Source organism: Corallococcus llansteffanensis, assembly GCF_003612055.1.
GTDB lineage: Bacteria > Myxococcota > Myxococcia > Myxococcales > Myxococcaceae > Corallococcus > Corallococcus llansteffanensis.
In genome coordinates this window covers 1-15,484 of the sequence record NZ_RAWB01000052.1, presented here as the reverse complement: position 1 = coordinate 15,484, position 15,484 = coordinate 1, and the positions used below count along the sequence as shown (strand labels likewise).

Here is a 15,484-nt window from a genome sequence, read left to right as displayed (position 1 = left end):
GGGCGTGTCTCCCCCCAGCCGCAACGGTGCGCGCAAGGCGCTCTTGCTGATACTCCTCGTGGTGTCGGGGAGCATCCTGCTGTTGCGCCAGCCGTTCACCTGGGAGGCGGCCTGCACGGTGGCGCGCAGGAACCTGCCGGACGTGCTGGGCATGGACGTCGGCATCGGCCGGTGCGAGCTGGATCCGCTGGGCTCACGCGTGGTGCTGCACGGCGTCTCGCTGTTCGCGCCCGGCTCGGACACGCCGCTGTTCACCGCGGACGAGGCGGAGGTGGCGCTGGGCTTCATGTCGCCCCTGTCCCGCCGCTTCATGCTGGGCCAGGTGCGCGTGCGCCATCCGCGCGTGGTGTTGGATCTGTCGCGCCCCTCACCCACGAAGCCCTCCACGGACGGGACGTGCCCGCTCACGCCGCTGGAGCACGTGGGCGTCGGACGGCTGGACATCACCGGCGCGGAGGTGCGGCTCGCGCTGCCCGAGGGCCGCAGCGTGGAGGTGTCCCAGCTGGACGTGGGGTGGGTGGAGCGCTGGGGCGTGATGGAGCTGGAGCTGGGCGCGCGGCGGGGCGTGGTGCGCCTGGGCGCGGGCGGCGGCGAGCTGGCGCTGGGGCAGCTGGCCTTCACCGGCGCGTTGGATCCGGACGAGGGGCTGCTGGACGTGGAGCGCGCGGAGGTGACGCTCGACGACGTCACCGCGACGGTGTCCGGCCGCGTGGAGACGCTGTGCCACCCCACGCTCGCGCTGGACGCGCAGGTGTTCCTGCCGCTGCGCACGCTGTCGCAGGCGAAGCTGCTGCCACGCCCCGCCACCGGCCACCTGTGGACGCGCCTGTCCCTCACCGGGAAGCCCTCGGCGCTGGTGGTGGGCGCGGACGTGTCCGCGAGCAACCTGGCCTATGAGCGCTACGGCCCGCTGAGCCTCACCGCGCGCCTGTCGTACGCGGGGAACCGCGTGCGCGTGGAGTCGCTGGAGGCCCCGCTGGGCGGCGGGAAGGTGAAGCTGTCGGGCGCGCTCACGCTCACGCCGGAGCTTCCGGTGGAGCTGTCACTCCAGACGGAGGAGGCGTCCTTCGGGCGCATCCTGGAGCGCGCGGGCGTGGCGGGCTCCTGGGTGGACTTCCCCGCGACGGCGAGCGCGCACCTCACCGGGACGCTCCTGCCCCGGCCGTCCCTGTCCGGGCCCCTGGACCTGCGCACGGGCCGCTTCGTGCTGGCCACGAGAGCGTTCGATGCGCCGGCGCACGCGGGCAAGACGCTGCTCACCTTCGAGCGGGGCCACGCGCAGACGGCCGTGAAGCTGCAGGGCGACCGCGTGTCCTTCTCCCGCCTCACGGTGGAGTCCGGCCGCTCGCGCGTGCATGGAGAAGTGACGCTCTACTTCGACACCGCGCGCGGCCTGGACATCCAGGGCAACGGCGAGCTGGAGCTGTCGGACTTCGGCCACATCGCGGAGCTGCCGTGGGCCGGGCGCGGGTCGGTGAACTACTCCGTCGTCGGGCCGTACGCGGACGTGAAGGTGGACGCGAGCCTGTCGCTGCGCGACTTCGTCTTCTGGGGCTTCGGCCTGGGCGTGACGCAGGGGAAGCTGTCGTATTCGGACGGCGTGCTGTCGTTCCCGTCGCTCACTGGCCAGAAAGGGCGCACGCAGTACTTCGGCAAGGGGGCGCTCACCTTCGCGCGGCTGTTGCACCTGCGCCTGGACCTGACCGTGCCGCCGCAGGGCCGCACGGAGGACCTGGTGGACCTGGTGGCGGGCCTGAGCCCGTCCATCGCGGTGCTCCAGGGGCAGTTCGGCGGCGCGGCGTCCGGGCGCGTGGAGATCGACAGCCCACTGGAGAAGCTGGAGGGACTGGTGGTCTTCGACCTGAAGGACACCACGTACCTGGGGCGCCGGCTGGGCGCGGGTACGGCGCGGCTGCGCTTCGTGGACGGCAAGGCGATGGTGCTGGAGCGCACCGTGTTGGACGGCCGGCTGGGGCGCACCTGGGCGGAGGGCACCTTCGCCTTCGCGGGCGGCCTGGACTACCGCTTCGGTGGCGAGAACCTGTCGCTCATGGAGGCCGTGGGCCCGGAGACCGCGGAGGCGATGGGCATCCAGGGCACGCTCGCGCTCGCGGGCACGGTGGCGGGCACGGCGGACGCACCCGACATCCAGGCCACGCTGAAGGGCCCGCGCGTCACCTTCGCCTCGCGCGACCTGGGCGCCATGGACCTCGCGATGCACCAGCAGGGCAAGGCGCTGCGCATCACCGGGCACCCCTTCCGCGACGCGCAGGGCTCGCTGTCCATGACGGTGAAGGAGCCCTACCTCTTCGAGTCCACGCTGGACCTGCTGCTGCCGGAGATTCGTCCGCTCTTGCCCCAGGTGCCGGCGCTGGCGGGCGTCACCGGGATGCTCGCGGGGCGGGTGACGGTGCAGGGGCCGCTGTTGCAGCCGGACGCGTACCAGGTGGCGGCCACGCTGCGCGAGCTGTCGCTGGCCCGGGGCGACCTGCGCGGCCGCAACCAGGCGCCCATCGTGCTGGCGTACGCCGGGGGGCGGCTGGACGTACAGCCGTTCCGTTTCAGCGGCGCGTCGGTGGACGTGACGCTGGGCGGGTGGATGGGCCGGCGCGGGATGAACATGAGTCTGCGCGAGGGCCGCATGGACGTGCGGCTCCTGGAGCCCCTCCTGCCGGGCATGGAGCGCGTGGGCGGCGAGCTGCGCGTGGACGCGGAGGCCACCGGCACGCTGGACGCGCCGTCGGTGGTGGGCACCGCGGAGTTCTCCGACGTGCGGCTGTCCATGCGCGACCTGCCCCTGAGCGTGCGCGCCATGTCCGGGCGCCTGGAGATGACGGGCCAGCGCGTGCTCCTGGAGCACCTGCAGGCCCAGGTCAACGAGGGGCAGGTGTCCGCGCGCGGCGACATCCGGCTGGAGCGCTTCGTGCCCAAGCGGCTGGCGCTGACGCTGCAACTGGACGCCGTCCCGTACCGCATGACGGAGGACCTGCCGCTCACGGTGTCCGGCCTGTTGCAAGTCGTCGGGCCGCCCACCGGGCCCACCGTCACGGGCGGGCTGGACATCGTGAAGCTGCGCTACCAGAAGCCGCTCGACATCGAGTCGCTGCTCAAGGCGATGCAGAAGAAGCCGTCGCTCGCCATGGGCGGCGGGGGCGAGCGCGCGCGGGACGCCTTCTTCACCTGGGACGTCAACGTGCACTTTGGCGACGTGCGGGTGGACAACAACCTGGCGAAGGCGCGGCTGTTGGGCGACGTGCGGCTCACCGGCACCGACGTGAAGCCGGGCCTGCTGGGCCGGGTGGAGGCGGCCGAGGGCAGCCAGGCCTTCTTCCGCAACAACCTCTTCACCATCGAGCAGGGGCAGCTGGAGTTCCGCGACGCGTCCGGCATCGACCCGGTGTTCGAGGTGCAGGCGCAGACGCAGGTGCGCGAGTTCGTGGTGAAGCTGCATGCGTTCGGCCGGCCGGCCAACCCCCTCATCGTCCTGTCTTCGGAGCCGGTGCTCACCGAGGGTGACATCCTGTCGCTGCTGACGCTGGGCGTGACGAGCGCGGACAAGGACACGGCGGCGTCGGCGAGCTACGGTCTGGCGGCGGAGGCCCTCTTCAACGTGTCGGGCCTGGACCGGCAGGTGCGCCGCTTCCTGCCCAGCAACCCCGTCCTCAGGGATTTGTCCCTGCAGATCGCCACCACCTACAACGACGCCACCCGACAAGCGGAGCCCACCGCACAACTGGAGTCGAAGTTCCTCTCCGAGCAGCTTAAAATCGGGATGACCCAACCGGTGAGTGGGCGTGGCACCCGGGCACGCGCTGAGTACCGCTTCGACGACCGTCTTTCCGCACAGGCCCAGTGGGACAACGAGAACAGCCAGGCGTCGTTCGGAAACCTCGGGCTCGAGCTGAAGCTGGGCTGGGAGGTCGAGTAGCCGCGCTGACCGCGGTGCTGCTCCTCGTGTGCGCGCTGCCCGCCTTCGCCGCGCCCCCCACCGGCTCCGGCGACGACGACGACGCCGCCCCGGACGTGGTGGCGGTGGAACTGCACCTGCCCGAAGGCGTGGCGTCCGAGGGGCTCGCGGGGCTCGTCACGGTGCGCAAGGGGCAGGCGCTGACGCCGGGCGCGGTGCGCAGGTCCGTGGAGCAGCTGTTCGCCACGGGGCGCTTCGCGGACGTGGTGGCGCTCACCGAGGACGTGCCCGGCGGGGTGCGGCTCGTCTTCCAGCTCACGCCGCTGCCCCTGCTGTCGCACGTGGCGGTGCGCGGTAACCGCGTGCTCACGGCCGGGGAGCTGCTGGAGGCGAGCGGCCTCCTGGAGGGCGGGCCGTTGGATCCGGAGGAGCTGGACACGGCGGCGGCCTCCGTGCGCGAGGCCTACCAGCGCAAGGGCTACGACGCCGTCTCCGTGCAGGTGGAGGAGCAGTCGGTGCCGCTGGGCGGCGTGGCGGTGACGCTCGTGGTGGAGGAGGGCAAGCCCACCCGCGTGCGGCAGGTGTCGTTCTCCGGCAGCCCCGCGCTGCCGCTGCCCCGGCTCGTGGAGGCGCTGGGGATGAAGCCCGGCGAGGTGTTCGACCGGGCGCGGCTGGATATCGGCCTGGAGCGGCTCCGGACGCTCCTGCGCGAGGGTCGGCACTGGCGGGCGTGGGTGGGGCCGCCCACCGTCGTCGTCGAGGACAGCGAAGCGTCCGTGGCGGTGCCGCTGGCGGCGGGGCCTGCCTTCCACCTGCGCTTCACGGGCAACCGCCGCTTCCCGGACTCGCTGCTGGCGCGCGTGGTGGCGTACGACGGAGAGGAGGCGCTGGACGCGTCGGTGGCGGGCCGGCTCGCGCGGCGGCTGGAGGCGTTCTACCGGCGGCGGGGCTTCCACGACGCGCGCGTGCGGGCGCTGGAGTCGGTGCGGCCGGATGGGGACGCGGCGGTGCTGGGCTTCCAGGTGGATGAGGGCCACCCGCTGCGCGTGACGGAGGTGCGCTTCCACGGCAACGCGGCGGTGTCTTCGGAGGCGCTGCGAGCGGTGCTCACGGGGCAGGTGGCGGTGCAGGAGACCTGGCCGGAGCTGGACCTGCCCATGCGCGAGGACCCGCTGGAGACGGAGGGCCGCGAGCGGCGCTTCGACACGAGCGTGGTGTCTCCTCCGGACCCGTCCACGGTGTACGTGGAGGACGCGTGGCTGGAGGCCGTGGACGCGATGACGACGGGCTACCGCGAGCAGGGCTTCGCGTCCGCGCTGGTGACCTTCCGGGGCCTCACCGTGGACGCGGTCCACCACACGGCGGAGGCGGACTTCGACGTGGAGGAGGGCCCCCGGGCGCTGATGCGCGAGCCCCGCTTCGAGGGCATGCCGAAGGAGGTGGACCCCGCGTGGGTGACGCTGCTGTTGCCCACCGGTCAGCCGCTGAGCTTCGAGCGGGTGGAGCGGGCGCAGGCGGCGCTGGAGCGCGGGCTGGGCCGCGAGGGCTACCTCTTCGCGCACGTGAGCAACGCGGTGTCGGTGGACGGGGAGGGCACGTCCGCGCAGGTGGTGTTCCGCGTGGACGCCGGCCCCCGCGTGCACGTGGGGCAGGTGCTGCTCCAGGGCTTGAAGCGCACCGACCCCGACGTGGTGCTGGCGCAGCTGGACCTGAAGCCGGGGGAGCCCCTGTCGGTGGAGGGGCTGGCGGACGCGCAGCGCCGGCTGTCGCGGCTGGGGCTGTTCCGGCTGGCGGAGGTGTCGCTGGCGGACCCCAACCGGCGCGAGGCCGCCAAGGACGTGCTGGTGACGGTGCAGGAGCGCCCGCGCATCGACGGCGAGGTGTCCGGCGGCTACTTCCTCGTGGACGGTCCGCGCATCACGCTGGACACGGCGTGGCGCAACCTGGACGGCCGGGGCCTGAACCTGCTGGCGCGCGGCAAGGTGAACTACGCGGGCGCGAGCGCGGAGGCGCTGTCGTCCTCGAGGCTCCCCGTGGGCTGCGACACCGGGGAGCTGTCCGGCGCGGCGTGCGAGTCCGACCTGGACGGCCTCAGCGGCCTGGGCGGACGCGGCAACCTGGCGCTGTCGCAGCCCCGGCTGTCGTTCCTGGCGCCGCAGGAGATTGGCGCGCGGCTGGACCTGATTGGCGAGCGCGTGCACCGGCCCTCGTACCTGTCCACGCGGTTCGCGGCGGTGGTGGGCGCGGACTGGGCGCTGGCGTCGTGGGTGAACGTGTCGCTCCAGTACGAGTTGGAGAACAACCGGCTGCGCTCGCGCGCGGGCGTGCTGGAGCTGGTGAACCGCGCGGACCAGGAGCGGCTGCGCTACCCGTACGGGGACTTCGCGCTGCACTCGCTGAGGCCCTCGGCGACGCTGGACTTCCGCGACGACCCGGCCAACCCGCGGCGCGGCCTGGTGCTGAGCACCAGCGCGGAGTTCATGCGCGGCATCAGCGTGCACCCCACGGACGTGGCGGGCAACCGCGTACCGGAGTTCCCCATCGACGGCGTGAAGCTGTCGGGCAGCGTCAGCGCATACGCGCCGCTGGGGCGCCGCGCGAGCGTGGCGGTGAGCGCGCGGGCGGGCACCATCGTGCCCTTGACGCAGGGGTCGCAGAACATCGGCTCCAAGCTGTTCTACCTGGGTGGCTCGTCCAGCTTGCGCGGCTTCCGCGAGGACGGCGTGCTGCCGCAGGACGTGCGCGAGGTGCTGCACCAGCGGCTGGCGGCGTGCCGCGCGGTGATTACTCCCGCGGGCTGTCCGGATGACCTGAAGGCGGTGCTCTCCGGCCAGGTGCCCGCGAGCCAGGGCGGCGAGCTCTACACGCTGGGCAAGGCGGAGCTGCGCGTGCCCGCGGTGGCGGCGGTGGACCTGGGCCTGTTCTTCGAGGTGGGCAACCTGTGGCAGGACCGCACGCTCTTCGACGCGAAGGTGCTGCGCTACGCGGCGGGCGTGGGCCTGCGCTACGTGACGCCCGTGGGGCCTCTGGCCTTCGACGTGGGCTTCAACCTGGACCGCGACGAAGAGCTCAACGAAGCCCCCACGCAGTTCCACTTCAGCATCGGTACGTTCTGACCGGAGGCCCTTCGCGTGCGACCCGAACATCCGCGCCGTGGGATGACTGGAGGGTGGGCCCTGCTGGGACTGCTCGCGCTCGCGTGCCAGCACGGGCCTGACGCTTCCGCGAAGCCGCCGCGTCCCAAGTGGATGCCGCCGGAGGGCACCTGTCCTCGCGGGGCGCAGCTCCAGATGGAGCGGTTGGGGCTGAAGACGGGGGACCGCATCCCCGTCATCGTGGACAGCATCCAGGACCACCCGGGGCCGGCCCGGTACAACTACAGCTTCGTCATCGCGCTGCCGCAGGGGGTGGGCGAGGCGAAGCTGCCGGGGGCGCGCATCGGTGGACGGCTCTACGTGACGAAGCACCGCGTGTTCGGCCGGTATGACCGCATCTTCACGCCGGAGAGCGGGGCCACGTCGGTGCCCTTCTGTGGCGTGCTGCTGGACTCGCGCTGGGACCGGGACGGCGAGGGGCTCATCGCGTACCCGAGCCCCCTGAAGGGCTTCTCCGTGGTGCAGGACAACACCGGCATCATCCTGGTGGTGGACCACTACCCGTGAGGCGCGCCGGGGGCTGTGCTCAGTCGACCTTGAGGGAGAAGGTCTGCTGGGTGCTGGTCAGCAGGTCGCCGATGCCGATGACGAAGGTGAAGGTGTCCGCGCGCGTGGGCGTCCCGGAGAGGATGCCCTGCTGCGTGTCCAGGACGATGCCCGGCGGTAGCTCTCCGCTCTTCACGCTCCAGGCGAACGTGCCGGAGCCGCCGACCGTCTTGAGGGTGTAGCTGTATTCGGTGCCCACGCGGCCGTCCGGCACCGCGCGCGAGAGGCATTTGACGAACCCGGGCGCGTCCACGGTGGTGAGGGTGAGCACGCGGCTGGCGGTCTGCGGCGGCGTGGCGCTGTCCGTCACCTCCACCCGGAAGTCCTGCGTGCCCTGCTGCGCCGTCGTCCCGGTGACGCTGCCGTCGTCGGACAGCGTGAGCCCCGCGGGCAGCGACTGTCCGGAGGTGAGGGCGAAGCGGTACGGCGGCTGGCCGCCGGTGGCGGAGAGGCGCTCCGAGTAGGCGCGGTTCTCGGGCACGTCCGCGAGCGGCCCCGGACCCGCGAGTCGCAGCAGGGGACGGATGCGCAGCAGCAGGTTGCCGCTGGCGCGCTTCATCGGGGTGCCCTGGTCGGTCACCTCCACCGGGAGGAAGGCGTCTCCCGCGCGCGTGGGCGTGCCGGTGAGCCGGCCCTCGGTGTCGAGCGAGAAGCCCGCGGGGAGCTGCCCCGTGGCGTTGAACGTGTACGGCGGCGTTCCTCCCCGGGCCTGGAGCGAGGCGGAGTAGGGAAGGGTCTCGATGCCCTCCGTCAGGAGGGTGGACTCCAGCGCGAGCGCGGCGGGCCCCGCGTCGGGCAGGTCGCCCCCGTCCGTCGTGCCCGCGTCGGTCGTCACGCCGGCATCCGTGTCCGTTCCCGCGTCGTCATCGCCCTCGGGGCCGGGTTCGTCGCACGTGCGGCCCTCGCCACAGGCCGGCAGACAGCGGTTCTCCGAGGCGAGGCAGGTGGTGCCCGAGGGACAGCCTCCCGACGCATCGCATGCGGCGAAGCGTGAGAGGTCCGGCGCGAATGTGCAGGCCCCCACCGCGAGGAGGAAGGCGCTCACCCATGCGGCCCGGCGCGCGCTCATGGCAGCTCCCAGATGAACGACAGCGCACCGCCGACGCCGAGCAGCGCGCCCAGGCCCAGCAACACGTTGGACGTGCGCGCCTGCCTCCGTCCGTCATCCAGCCGTGAGGCGAAGCAGTCCGTGAAGCCCTCGCCAGCCGCGGCGCACTCGCCTCCGTTCTTCGACACCTTTGACTCCGTGCTCCGCGCCGCGAGCCCGAAGCCCACGCCCACCGCGAGCGCCACGCCGCCCGTGCCCAGCAACACCTTGGGCAGCAGGCGCGAACCGCGAGGTGCCGCCTTCGCGGTCCCCAGCGGCGACCAGACCTGCTGGAGCGCCTGCCTCGCCCGTGCCTCCGCCTCGCCCGGAGTCGTGGCCGGTGCCTCGAAGTGCGCCCGCGTCTCCGGGCCTCGCGCGTCCGTCACCGTGAGCGCCACGCTGCGCCTGCCTCCCACGCCCAGCGCGACGCCGCGCACCAGCCTGCGCGCGCCCAGCGCTCCGGCCTGCGCGCTCCGGCACTCCGCGTTTCCACACGCGGACAGCGACGCGCCCGACCCGCGCAGCCTCGCCACCGTGTCGTCGCGCGACTCCAGGCACGCCTCCGGCAGGGCGGCCACCGCGCGCCGCGTGGCGTCCTCCAGCGCTCGGGCATCCGCGGACGGCAGGGCCACGCGCTCGAAGGGCACGAGCACCACTCGCGTGTTCGCGTCGCACGGGACGGCACCCTGCGCGAGCCACAGCAGGAGGGACGCGGACAGACTCATGGCGCTTGGGCCACGTCCGCGTCGTCCGCTTCGCCCGGCGTCGGCGTCAGCCCCAGGCTCGCCATGTAGCCCCGGTAGAAGCGCGGCCCGAAGGGCACGGCGAACAGCTTGTCCCGGAGCGCGTCCTCCACGGCGCCCCGCGCCGCCACGCTCGTCTCACGCCAGGGCAGCCCACCCGCGTCCACCACCTCGCTCGCGCGGGTGAGGGCGAACGCCGCTTCCCGGCCGCTCGCGCGCAGGTAGTAGCCCCGGCCCACGGGCAGCGACACCACCAGCGGGCGCTCGCGCTCCTTGTGCAGCTCCACCACGCGGATGCCTCGCGCGTCCTCCACCCACAGCCGGCCCTCCACGCCCGTGGGCACCAGCAGGTAGCCCAGCGACGCGGCATCCCCCAGGTCCGTCAGCGCGAACGCGCGGTCCAGCGCGGGCGGCTGGATGAACACGCGCGGCTGTCCGCGCACGTCGTCCATGCCCTGGCTCGCGGCGGCCACGAAGCCTCGCAGCTCCGCGTAGTCCACCCGCCCATCCCCGTTGACGTCCCCCGCGCCCGACAGCGCCGAGCGCACCATGTGGCTGAAGACGCCCGAGCGGATGGCGCTCCACTCGTGGCTCTCCTGCTCCGACGACGTGGACAGCACCACGCCCACCTGCGGGAAGCGCTCCAGCTCGCGGCCGCCCAGGAGCCCCTTCACCGCGTCCGCGTACGCGGGGCCCACCGGCAGCGCGCCCCGCGAGTGGACGAAGAAGTACGAATCACACGCGTCCACGATGAGCTGGAGGAAGGACGCCTTGCTCGGCGTGAGCACGCGCGAGAACAGCTCCGTGCGCGTCAGCGGCCCGTCCAGCAGGCTCACCGTGCCCTCGCCCGCGGCGCCGCGCTTGCCGTGGCCCACGAAGACGAAGGACAGCACCGGCACCGCGCCCCGGGCCCGGTCCCCGGCCATGCGGCCGTTCAGGCGGGCGAGCGCATCCCACAGCGCGGCATGCGTGGGGGGCCGCGTCTTCGCGGCGAGCCCCGGGTGCAGGGCCTGCGTGTCCGCGTCCAGGACGCTCAGCAGCACCACCTCGCGCGAGCGGGGGGCGAACAGCTCGTAGTACCGGGCGCCGTCGTCGTCGGCGTAGCGCAGGGGCGCCTGGGACGGCTCGGTGCCCGTGTTGCTGGCCACGATGAGCGCGTAGTGGACCTGTTCGGGGGCGGCGCTCGCGGCGGTTCCCACCAGGAGGAGCACACCCAGGGCCAGCGTCCTGTGGGAGGGCGATCGCATGGAGAGATGGCGCGCTGCGCTGTGCGAAAGGATGCCACGGAGCACGTCCGACAATCCACTCAGGGCCGCTCGCGACAACATGCAAGTGACGGGACCGCGACGGTCGCGGTAAGCCCCTGAGGGATGGAGTGGGATGACGACACGCTGCGCCGCTTTCGCGAAGGCACCCCGGAGGTGTTGGCGGAGGTGTATCGCGCGCACGCGGAGCCGCTCGCACGCCTGCTCAAGGCGGCCGCCTGGCGGGGGACCTTCACCCGCTTGAGGAACGCGATGGAGCTGGAGAACACACTGCTGGAGACCTTCGCCCGCGCCTTCGAGCCGCGTACGCGCACGGCCTACAACGGCTCGCGTCCCTATGCCCACTTCCTGATGGGCATCGCGCGCAACGTGCTGCTGGAGCAGTCGCGCGAGCGCGAGGTGGTGGGCCGGGACGAGCCCTTCGAGGGGCTCACCGAGTCCTCGGGCGAGGACGGCGGCCTCGCGGAGCTGCTGGAGGACCGCGAGGTGGAGGCGCTGCTCGCGGCGTTCAAGGACGGGCTGACGCGCGAGGAGCACCGGCTGTTCGAGCTGCGCTTCGGCGAGGGCGTGGCCCAGGAAGAGGCCGCCACGGCGCTGGGCCTCACGCGCATCCAGGTGCGGCGGCGCGAGTTCGGGTTGAAGTCCAGGCTGCTCGGGTTCCTCCAGTCGAAGGGGTACCTGGAGGACCTGGAGACGCAGGGCTGGAGCTTCTTCAAGCGACGGGGTGCACGATGAGCGGATGTGACGACCGTCAGGCGAAGAAGGCCATGGCGGCCCTCTTCGAGAAGGGGACGGACGAAGGGCTGGACGCCGCCGGCTTCGAGCGCCTGCGCGCGCACCTGGCGACGTGCCCCGCATGCCAGGAGACCTACGACCGGCTCTCCCGCGTGGAGTCGGTGCTGGAGCAGCGGGCGCTGCCGAAGGCCCGGGGCGCGCTGCTGGAACAGGCCCTGTGGGCGAGGATGGCGCAGGCCGCCGGGCCCGCCCCACGGCCGGTGATGCGGCCCGCGCGCCGGTGGTTCACCTCTCCCTTCCTCGTGCCCCTGTCGCTGGGCGCCGCCGCGGCCGCGGTGGCGCTGGTGGTCGTGGGGCCCTCGCTCCAGCGTCCTGACGTGACGGCGACGCAGGAGTGGCAGGCGCGCTCGGCATCCCCGGGCGTCGGGGCCTGGGGCGTGCGGGCGTTCTGCGTCGCGACCACGGGCACGGTGCTCGCGGAGGCCCGGCCGGGTGGGACGCTCGCGTGCGCGGAAGGCAACGCGGTGCAGTTCAGCTACACCGCGCCGGAGCGCGTGCACCTGTCGCTGGAGGGGCTGTCGAAGACAGGGGAGCCCCTGCGCTTCTTCCCGAGCGAGGGCGCGGCCCCGGAGGTCGCGGCGGGCGTGGACGTGCCGCTGCCGTTCAGCACGCCGGTGCAGGGCGGTTGGCTCACGGACGCCGTGCGGGTGCGCGCGAGCTTCACCGACGCGCAGGGCCGCTCGCTCGCGGACACGCAGGTGACGCTCACGCCCGCGGCTCGCTGAGAGTCCGTCGCTGAAACGAACAACCCCTCCCCCGTGCGAACACAGGGGAGGGGCGAGGATCGTCGTGTCGGGGGTGGTCCGTGACTACGGACGCGGGACGCGGCGGTCCACTTCCGCGGTGCCGGTGTACTGCGTGGGCGCGTTGAGGAAGCCCTTGAGCTGCACGCGCCACGTACCGGCGATGGGGTTCGAAATGGTGACGGCTTCGCCCGTGGACGTGCCCTCGGCGCTGGAGGCCACCAGCGCGCCGTTGGGTCCATAGACGTACAGGTCCAGGTCATAGCCAGGGTTGCCCCAGTCGGTGCGGATCCGCAGGGCGTTGGCGCCCGCGGGCACCTCGAGCGTGTGCTCGTCCTGGGCGGACGTGAGGGACAGGTCCACCACCGGGATGTTGAGGCTGGTCTGCACCGTGCCGCTCCAGCCCGGCAGCGCCGTCGTCTGCGTGGTGTAGCGGGTGCCGGTGCTGTCGTTCACCAGGCGCACGGCCTCGTAGACGTCCGCGTAGCCCGCGCCGACCTCCCACGTCTCCAGTTGCCGCGTGGCGCCCGTGGCATCCGTCGCGAACATGGGCCGAGCCGTGGACGTGACGGCCGCGAGCACGCCGTCCATGTTCAGCGACGGGTTCACCTCCAAGAGGAGCGCGGCGACGCCGGACATGTGCGGCGCGGCCATGGAGGTGCCGGAGATGGCCGTGTAGAACGGCTCCGGGTGCAGGCCGTCCAGGCCCAGGTACGGCTGCACGATGGTGCCGGTGAGGGCGCGCGCGGCGACGATGTTCACGCCCGGCAGCGTGATGTCCGGGTGGTGGTACGTGTCGCCCGGGATGCCCCGGCTGGAGAAGTCCGCCAGCGCGCCCGGCAGGTCCTGGCTGAGCAGCGGGTTGGTGGCCGCGGTGGTGTCGCGCGACGTGCCGGCCGCGACGGAGATGACGCACGGCGAGGCGCTGTACGGGTTGAGCGTGTCGGGGGAGGAGCCCTCGTTGCCCGCCGCGAACACCACCACCATGCCCAGGTCATAGGCGCGCTTGCTGGCGATGGAGATGGGGTCGAAGGGCGCGAAGTGGCTGCCGCTCGTGCCCCACGAGTTGGAGATGACGCGCACGTTGTGCGTCTCCCGCACGTCCGGGTCCATCAGGAAGTCGAAGCCCTCCAGCGCGAACAGGATGCTCAGCGCGTCTCCCGTGCCCACGCCGATGAGCTTCGCCCCGGGAGCCACGCCCTGGTGCGCCCCGCCCGAGCGCGCCCCGGAGCCGCCGATGATGCTGGCGCAGTGGGTGCCATGGCCGCTCGTCAGGTCGCTGTTGGGCGTGTCCACGTACAGCGCGCCGCCCACACCCAGGTCCACCAGCGGGGCCACCACCTTCACGTTGCGCGCCACGTTGGGGAAGTCCCCGTGCGTGCCGTCGAGCCCGGAGTCGATGATGCCGACGCCGATGCCCGCGCCGGTCGTCTGGTACGCGGTGCGGGCCGCGTCCGCGTGGATGTACGGCACGCTGGTGTCCAGGAAGTACTGGAGCGACTTGTCCTCGTAGATGGACAGCAGGCCCAGCGGCTGGAGCAACTGGCGCAGCGTCGTGGTGAGCAGCGGCGTGACGGGCAGCTTGATGGCCACCATGGGCAGCGACTTGAACGCGCCCACGCCCTTGCCCGGGGTCAGCCGCAGCGTGCGGGTGAGCAGGTTCATCGCCGGGGCCACCGCGGCGTCGGTGTTGAAGGAGAGGATGAGCGTGCGCACCGCGCCGTCCGCATGCAGGGCGGGGTCCACCACCGCCTGCGTGAGCGCGGCCTGGGAGGCGCCGGAGGCATAGAGGGCGGTACAGGCGCTGGGGCCGGTGGCGCCGAGGATGGGCGGCGCGGCTGACGTGACGGCGGCGCGCTGCGTCTCCGGCCGTGAGGCCTCTTCCGGTGCGGGCCCGGCGCCGCATCCAAGGACGGCGGTGGCGGTGACGGCCCAGCCCAGTGACTTCAAACGCTTCATGTGGTGCTCCCCCAGGTGTTCGGCGCGGCTTCCGAAATGCGCTCGAAAAAGGTGTGTCGCGAGGGGCCCGGAATGGATCGCGGTACCAACGGACTGTTCTGAAATGGCTGAAACAGGAGCCCTGTCGGGGAAGGGGGGCTTTCAGGACCCCGGGAGTGACAGTGTCTGGAGCCGGGGCGGGCCGGAGGTGGGGCGTGGGTATACAGTCCGCACCGTGTTCTACGCGTGTGTTCGGGCGGTGGTGGCGCTGGCCCTGCGCCTCTTCTACCGGTTGAAGGTGAATGCTCCGGCGGAGCAGCCTTCCGGGCCGGTGCTCTTCGTGGGCAACCACCCGAACGGGCTCATCGACCCGGCGCTGGTGTTCATCCTCACGCGGCGTCAGGTGACGTTCCTGGCCAAGGCGCCGCTGTTCAAGCTGCCCGTCATCGGCTGGCTGCTGAAGGGGCTGGACGCGCTGCCGGTGTACCGCAAGCAGGACGACCCGGCGCAGATGGGGCGCAACGAAGGCACCCTGGACGCGGCGAAGGGCGCGCTCGTGAAGGGGCGGGCCATCACCATCTTCCCGGAGGGAAAGAGCCACTCGGAGCCGGCGCTCGCGGAGCTGAAGACGGGCGCGGCGCGCATCGCGCTCAACGCCGCGCGCGAGGGCGCCCCGGTGCGCATCATCCCGGTGGGGCTCACCTACGCGCAGAAGAACGTCTTCCGCAGCGAGGTGCTCATCGACCAGGGAGCGCCCATCGACGTGACGGCCTTCCTGCCGAAGGACGCGGAGCCCACGTCGGAGCAGGAGTCGGTGCGCGCGCTGACGGAGCGGGTGGCGGAGGGCCTGCGCGCGGTGACGCTGAACCTGGAGCAGTGGGAGGACCTGCCGGTGGTGCAGGTGGCGGAGCAGCTCTACGCCTTCCGCCAGGGCAGCAAGCTGGATCCGGAGCGGCTGCGGCTGTGGGCGCGCGGGGTGCGGCTGTTCCGCGCGCAGGAGCCGGACCGCTACGAGCGCCTGCGGCTGCACCTGGCGTCATTCCGCAACCGGATGGCGCTGGTGCAGGCCACGCGGCCAGAGGACCTGTCCGTGGAGTACCGGCCGGGGAACGTGGCGCCCTTCGTGGTGAAGACGCTGCTGACGCTGGTGTTCGGGCTGCCGCTGTACGCGCTGGGGCTGGTGCTGTTCGGGCTGCCGTACCCGGTGCCCCGGATGGCGGCGAAGCGCGCGGAGCTGGACGTGCAGGCCACGGTGAAGTTCCTCACCGCGCTGGTGGTGTCGCTCGGGTGGTGGTGGGGGCTCAC

General features: G+C 72.7%; 10 protein-coding genes. 6 read left to right on the top strand and 4 right to left on the bottom strand.

What is annotated here, in order from left to right; genetic code table 11:
• Positions 1–4 precede the first annotated feature (4 nt).
• The 3 genes from D7V93_RS07520 to D7V93_RS07510 are packed head-to-tail and all read left to right on the top strand — an operon-like array spanning position 5 to position 7,569.
• Positions 5–3,928, top strand: a complete 3,924-nt coding sequence (locus D7V93_RS07520) for a translocation/assembly module TamB domain-containing protein (protein ID WP_120642726.1) — start codon at positions 5–7, stop codon at positions 3,926–3,928.
• 14 nt (positions 3,929–3,942) lie between these two features.
• Positions 3,943–7,023 carry a POTRA domain-containing protein gene (locus D7V93_RS07515; RefSeq protein WP_120642725.1) on the top strand — a complete coding sequence of 1,027 codons (3,081 nt, stop codon included), beginning with the start codon at positions 3,943–3,945 and terminating at the stop codon, positions 7,021–7,023.
• Positions 7,024–7,065: 42 nt separating this feature from the next.
• A complete protein-coding gene (locus tag D7V93_RS07510) occupies positions 7,066–7,569 on the top strand; it encodes a hypothetical protein (RefSeq protein WP_120642724.1) in 504 nt (167 codons plus the stop codon).
• Between the two features lie 19 nt (positions 7,570–7,588).
• On the opposite strand, the gene D7V93_RS07505 is transcribed toward D7V93_RS07510, so the two are convergent.
• The 3 genes from D7V93_RS07505 to D7V93_RS07495 are packed head-to-tail and all read right to left on the bottom strand — an operon-like array spanning position 7,589 to position 10,685.
• The gene (locus D7V93_RS07505) at positions 7,589–8,677 is read right to left on the bottom strand and encodes a putative Ig domain-containing protein (protein WP_120642723.1); all 1,089 of its coding nucleotides are present in this window, start codon (positions 8,675–8,677) and stop codon (positions 7,589–7,591) included.
• Positions 8,674–9,420 carry a hypothetical protein gene (locus D7V93_RS07500; protein WP_120642722.1) on the bottom strand — a complete coding sequence of 249 codons (747 nt, stop codon included), beginning with the start codon at positions 9,418–9,420 and terminating at the stop codon, positions 8,674–8,676. Before D7V93_RS07500 ends, D7V93_RS07505 begins: the two co-directional genes overlap by 4 nt.
• A complete protein-coding gene (locus D7V93_RS07495) occupies positions 9,417–10,685 on the bottom strand; it encodes a hypothetical protein (RefSeq protein WP_120642734.1) in 1,269 nt (422 codons plus the stop codon). Before D7V93_RS07495 ends, D7V93_RS07500 begins: the two co-directional genes overlap by 4 nt.
• A gap of 123 nt (positions 10,686–10,808) precedes the next feature.
• Here D7V93_RS07495 and D7V93_RS07490 point away from each other — a divergent pair, with 123 nt between their 5' ends.
• Positions 10,809–11,438 (top strand): RNA polymerase sigma factor, encoded by a 630-nt coding sequence (locus tag D7V93_RS07490; RefSeq protein WP_120642721.1) that lies wholly within the window; start codon positions 10,809–10,811, stop codon positions 11,436–11,438.
• Entirely contained in the window at positions 11,435–12,223 is a 789-nt protein-coding gene (locus D7V93_RS07485) for a hypothetical protein (RefSeq protein WP_120642720.1), read from the top strand. The genes D7V93_RS07490 and D7V93_RS07485 overlap by 4 nt, the downstream gene beginning before the upstream one ends.
• A gap of 84 nt (positions 12,224–12,307) precedes the next feature.
• Here D7V93_RS07485 and D7V93_RS07480 read toward each other — a convergent pair whose 3' ends face one another.
• Complete coding sequence (locus tag D7V93_RS07480; RefSeq protein WP_120642719.1) at positions 12,308–14,200, bottom strand: S8 family serine peptidase; 1,893 nt, start codon at positions 14,198–14,200, stop codon at positions 12,308–12,310.
• Positions 14,201–14,414: 214 nt separating this feature from the next.
• On the opposite strand from D7V93_RS07480, the gene D7V93_RS07475 reads away from it, so the two are divergent.
• The coding region (locus tag D7V93_RS07475; protein WP_120642718.1) for a lysophospholipid acyltransferase family protein at positions 14,415–15,484 on the top strand (1,070 nt) is incomplete at its 3' end.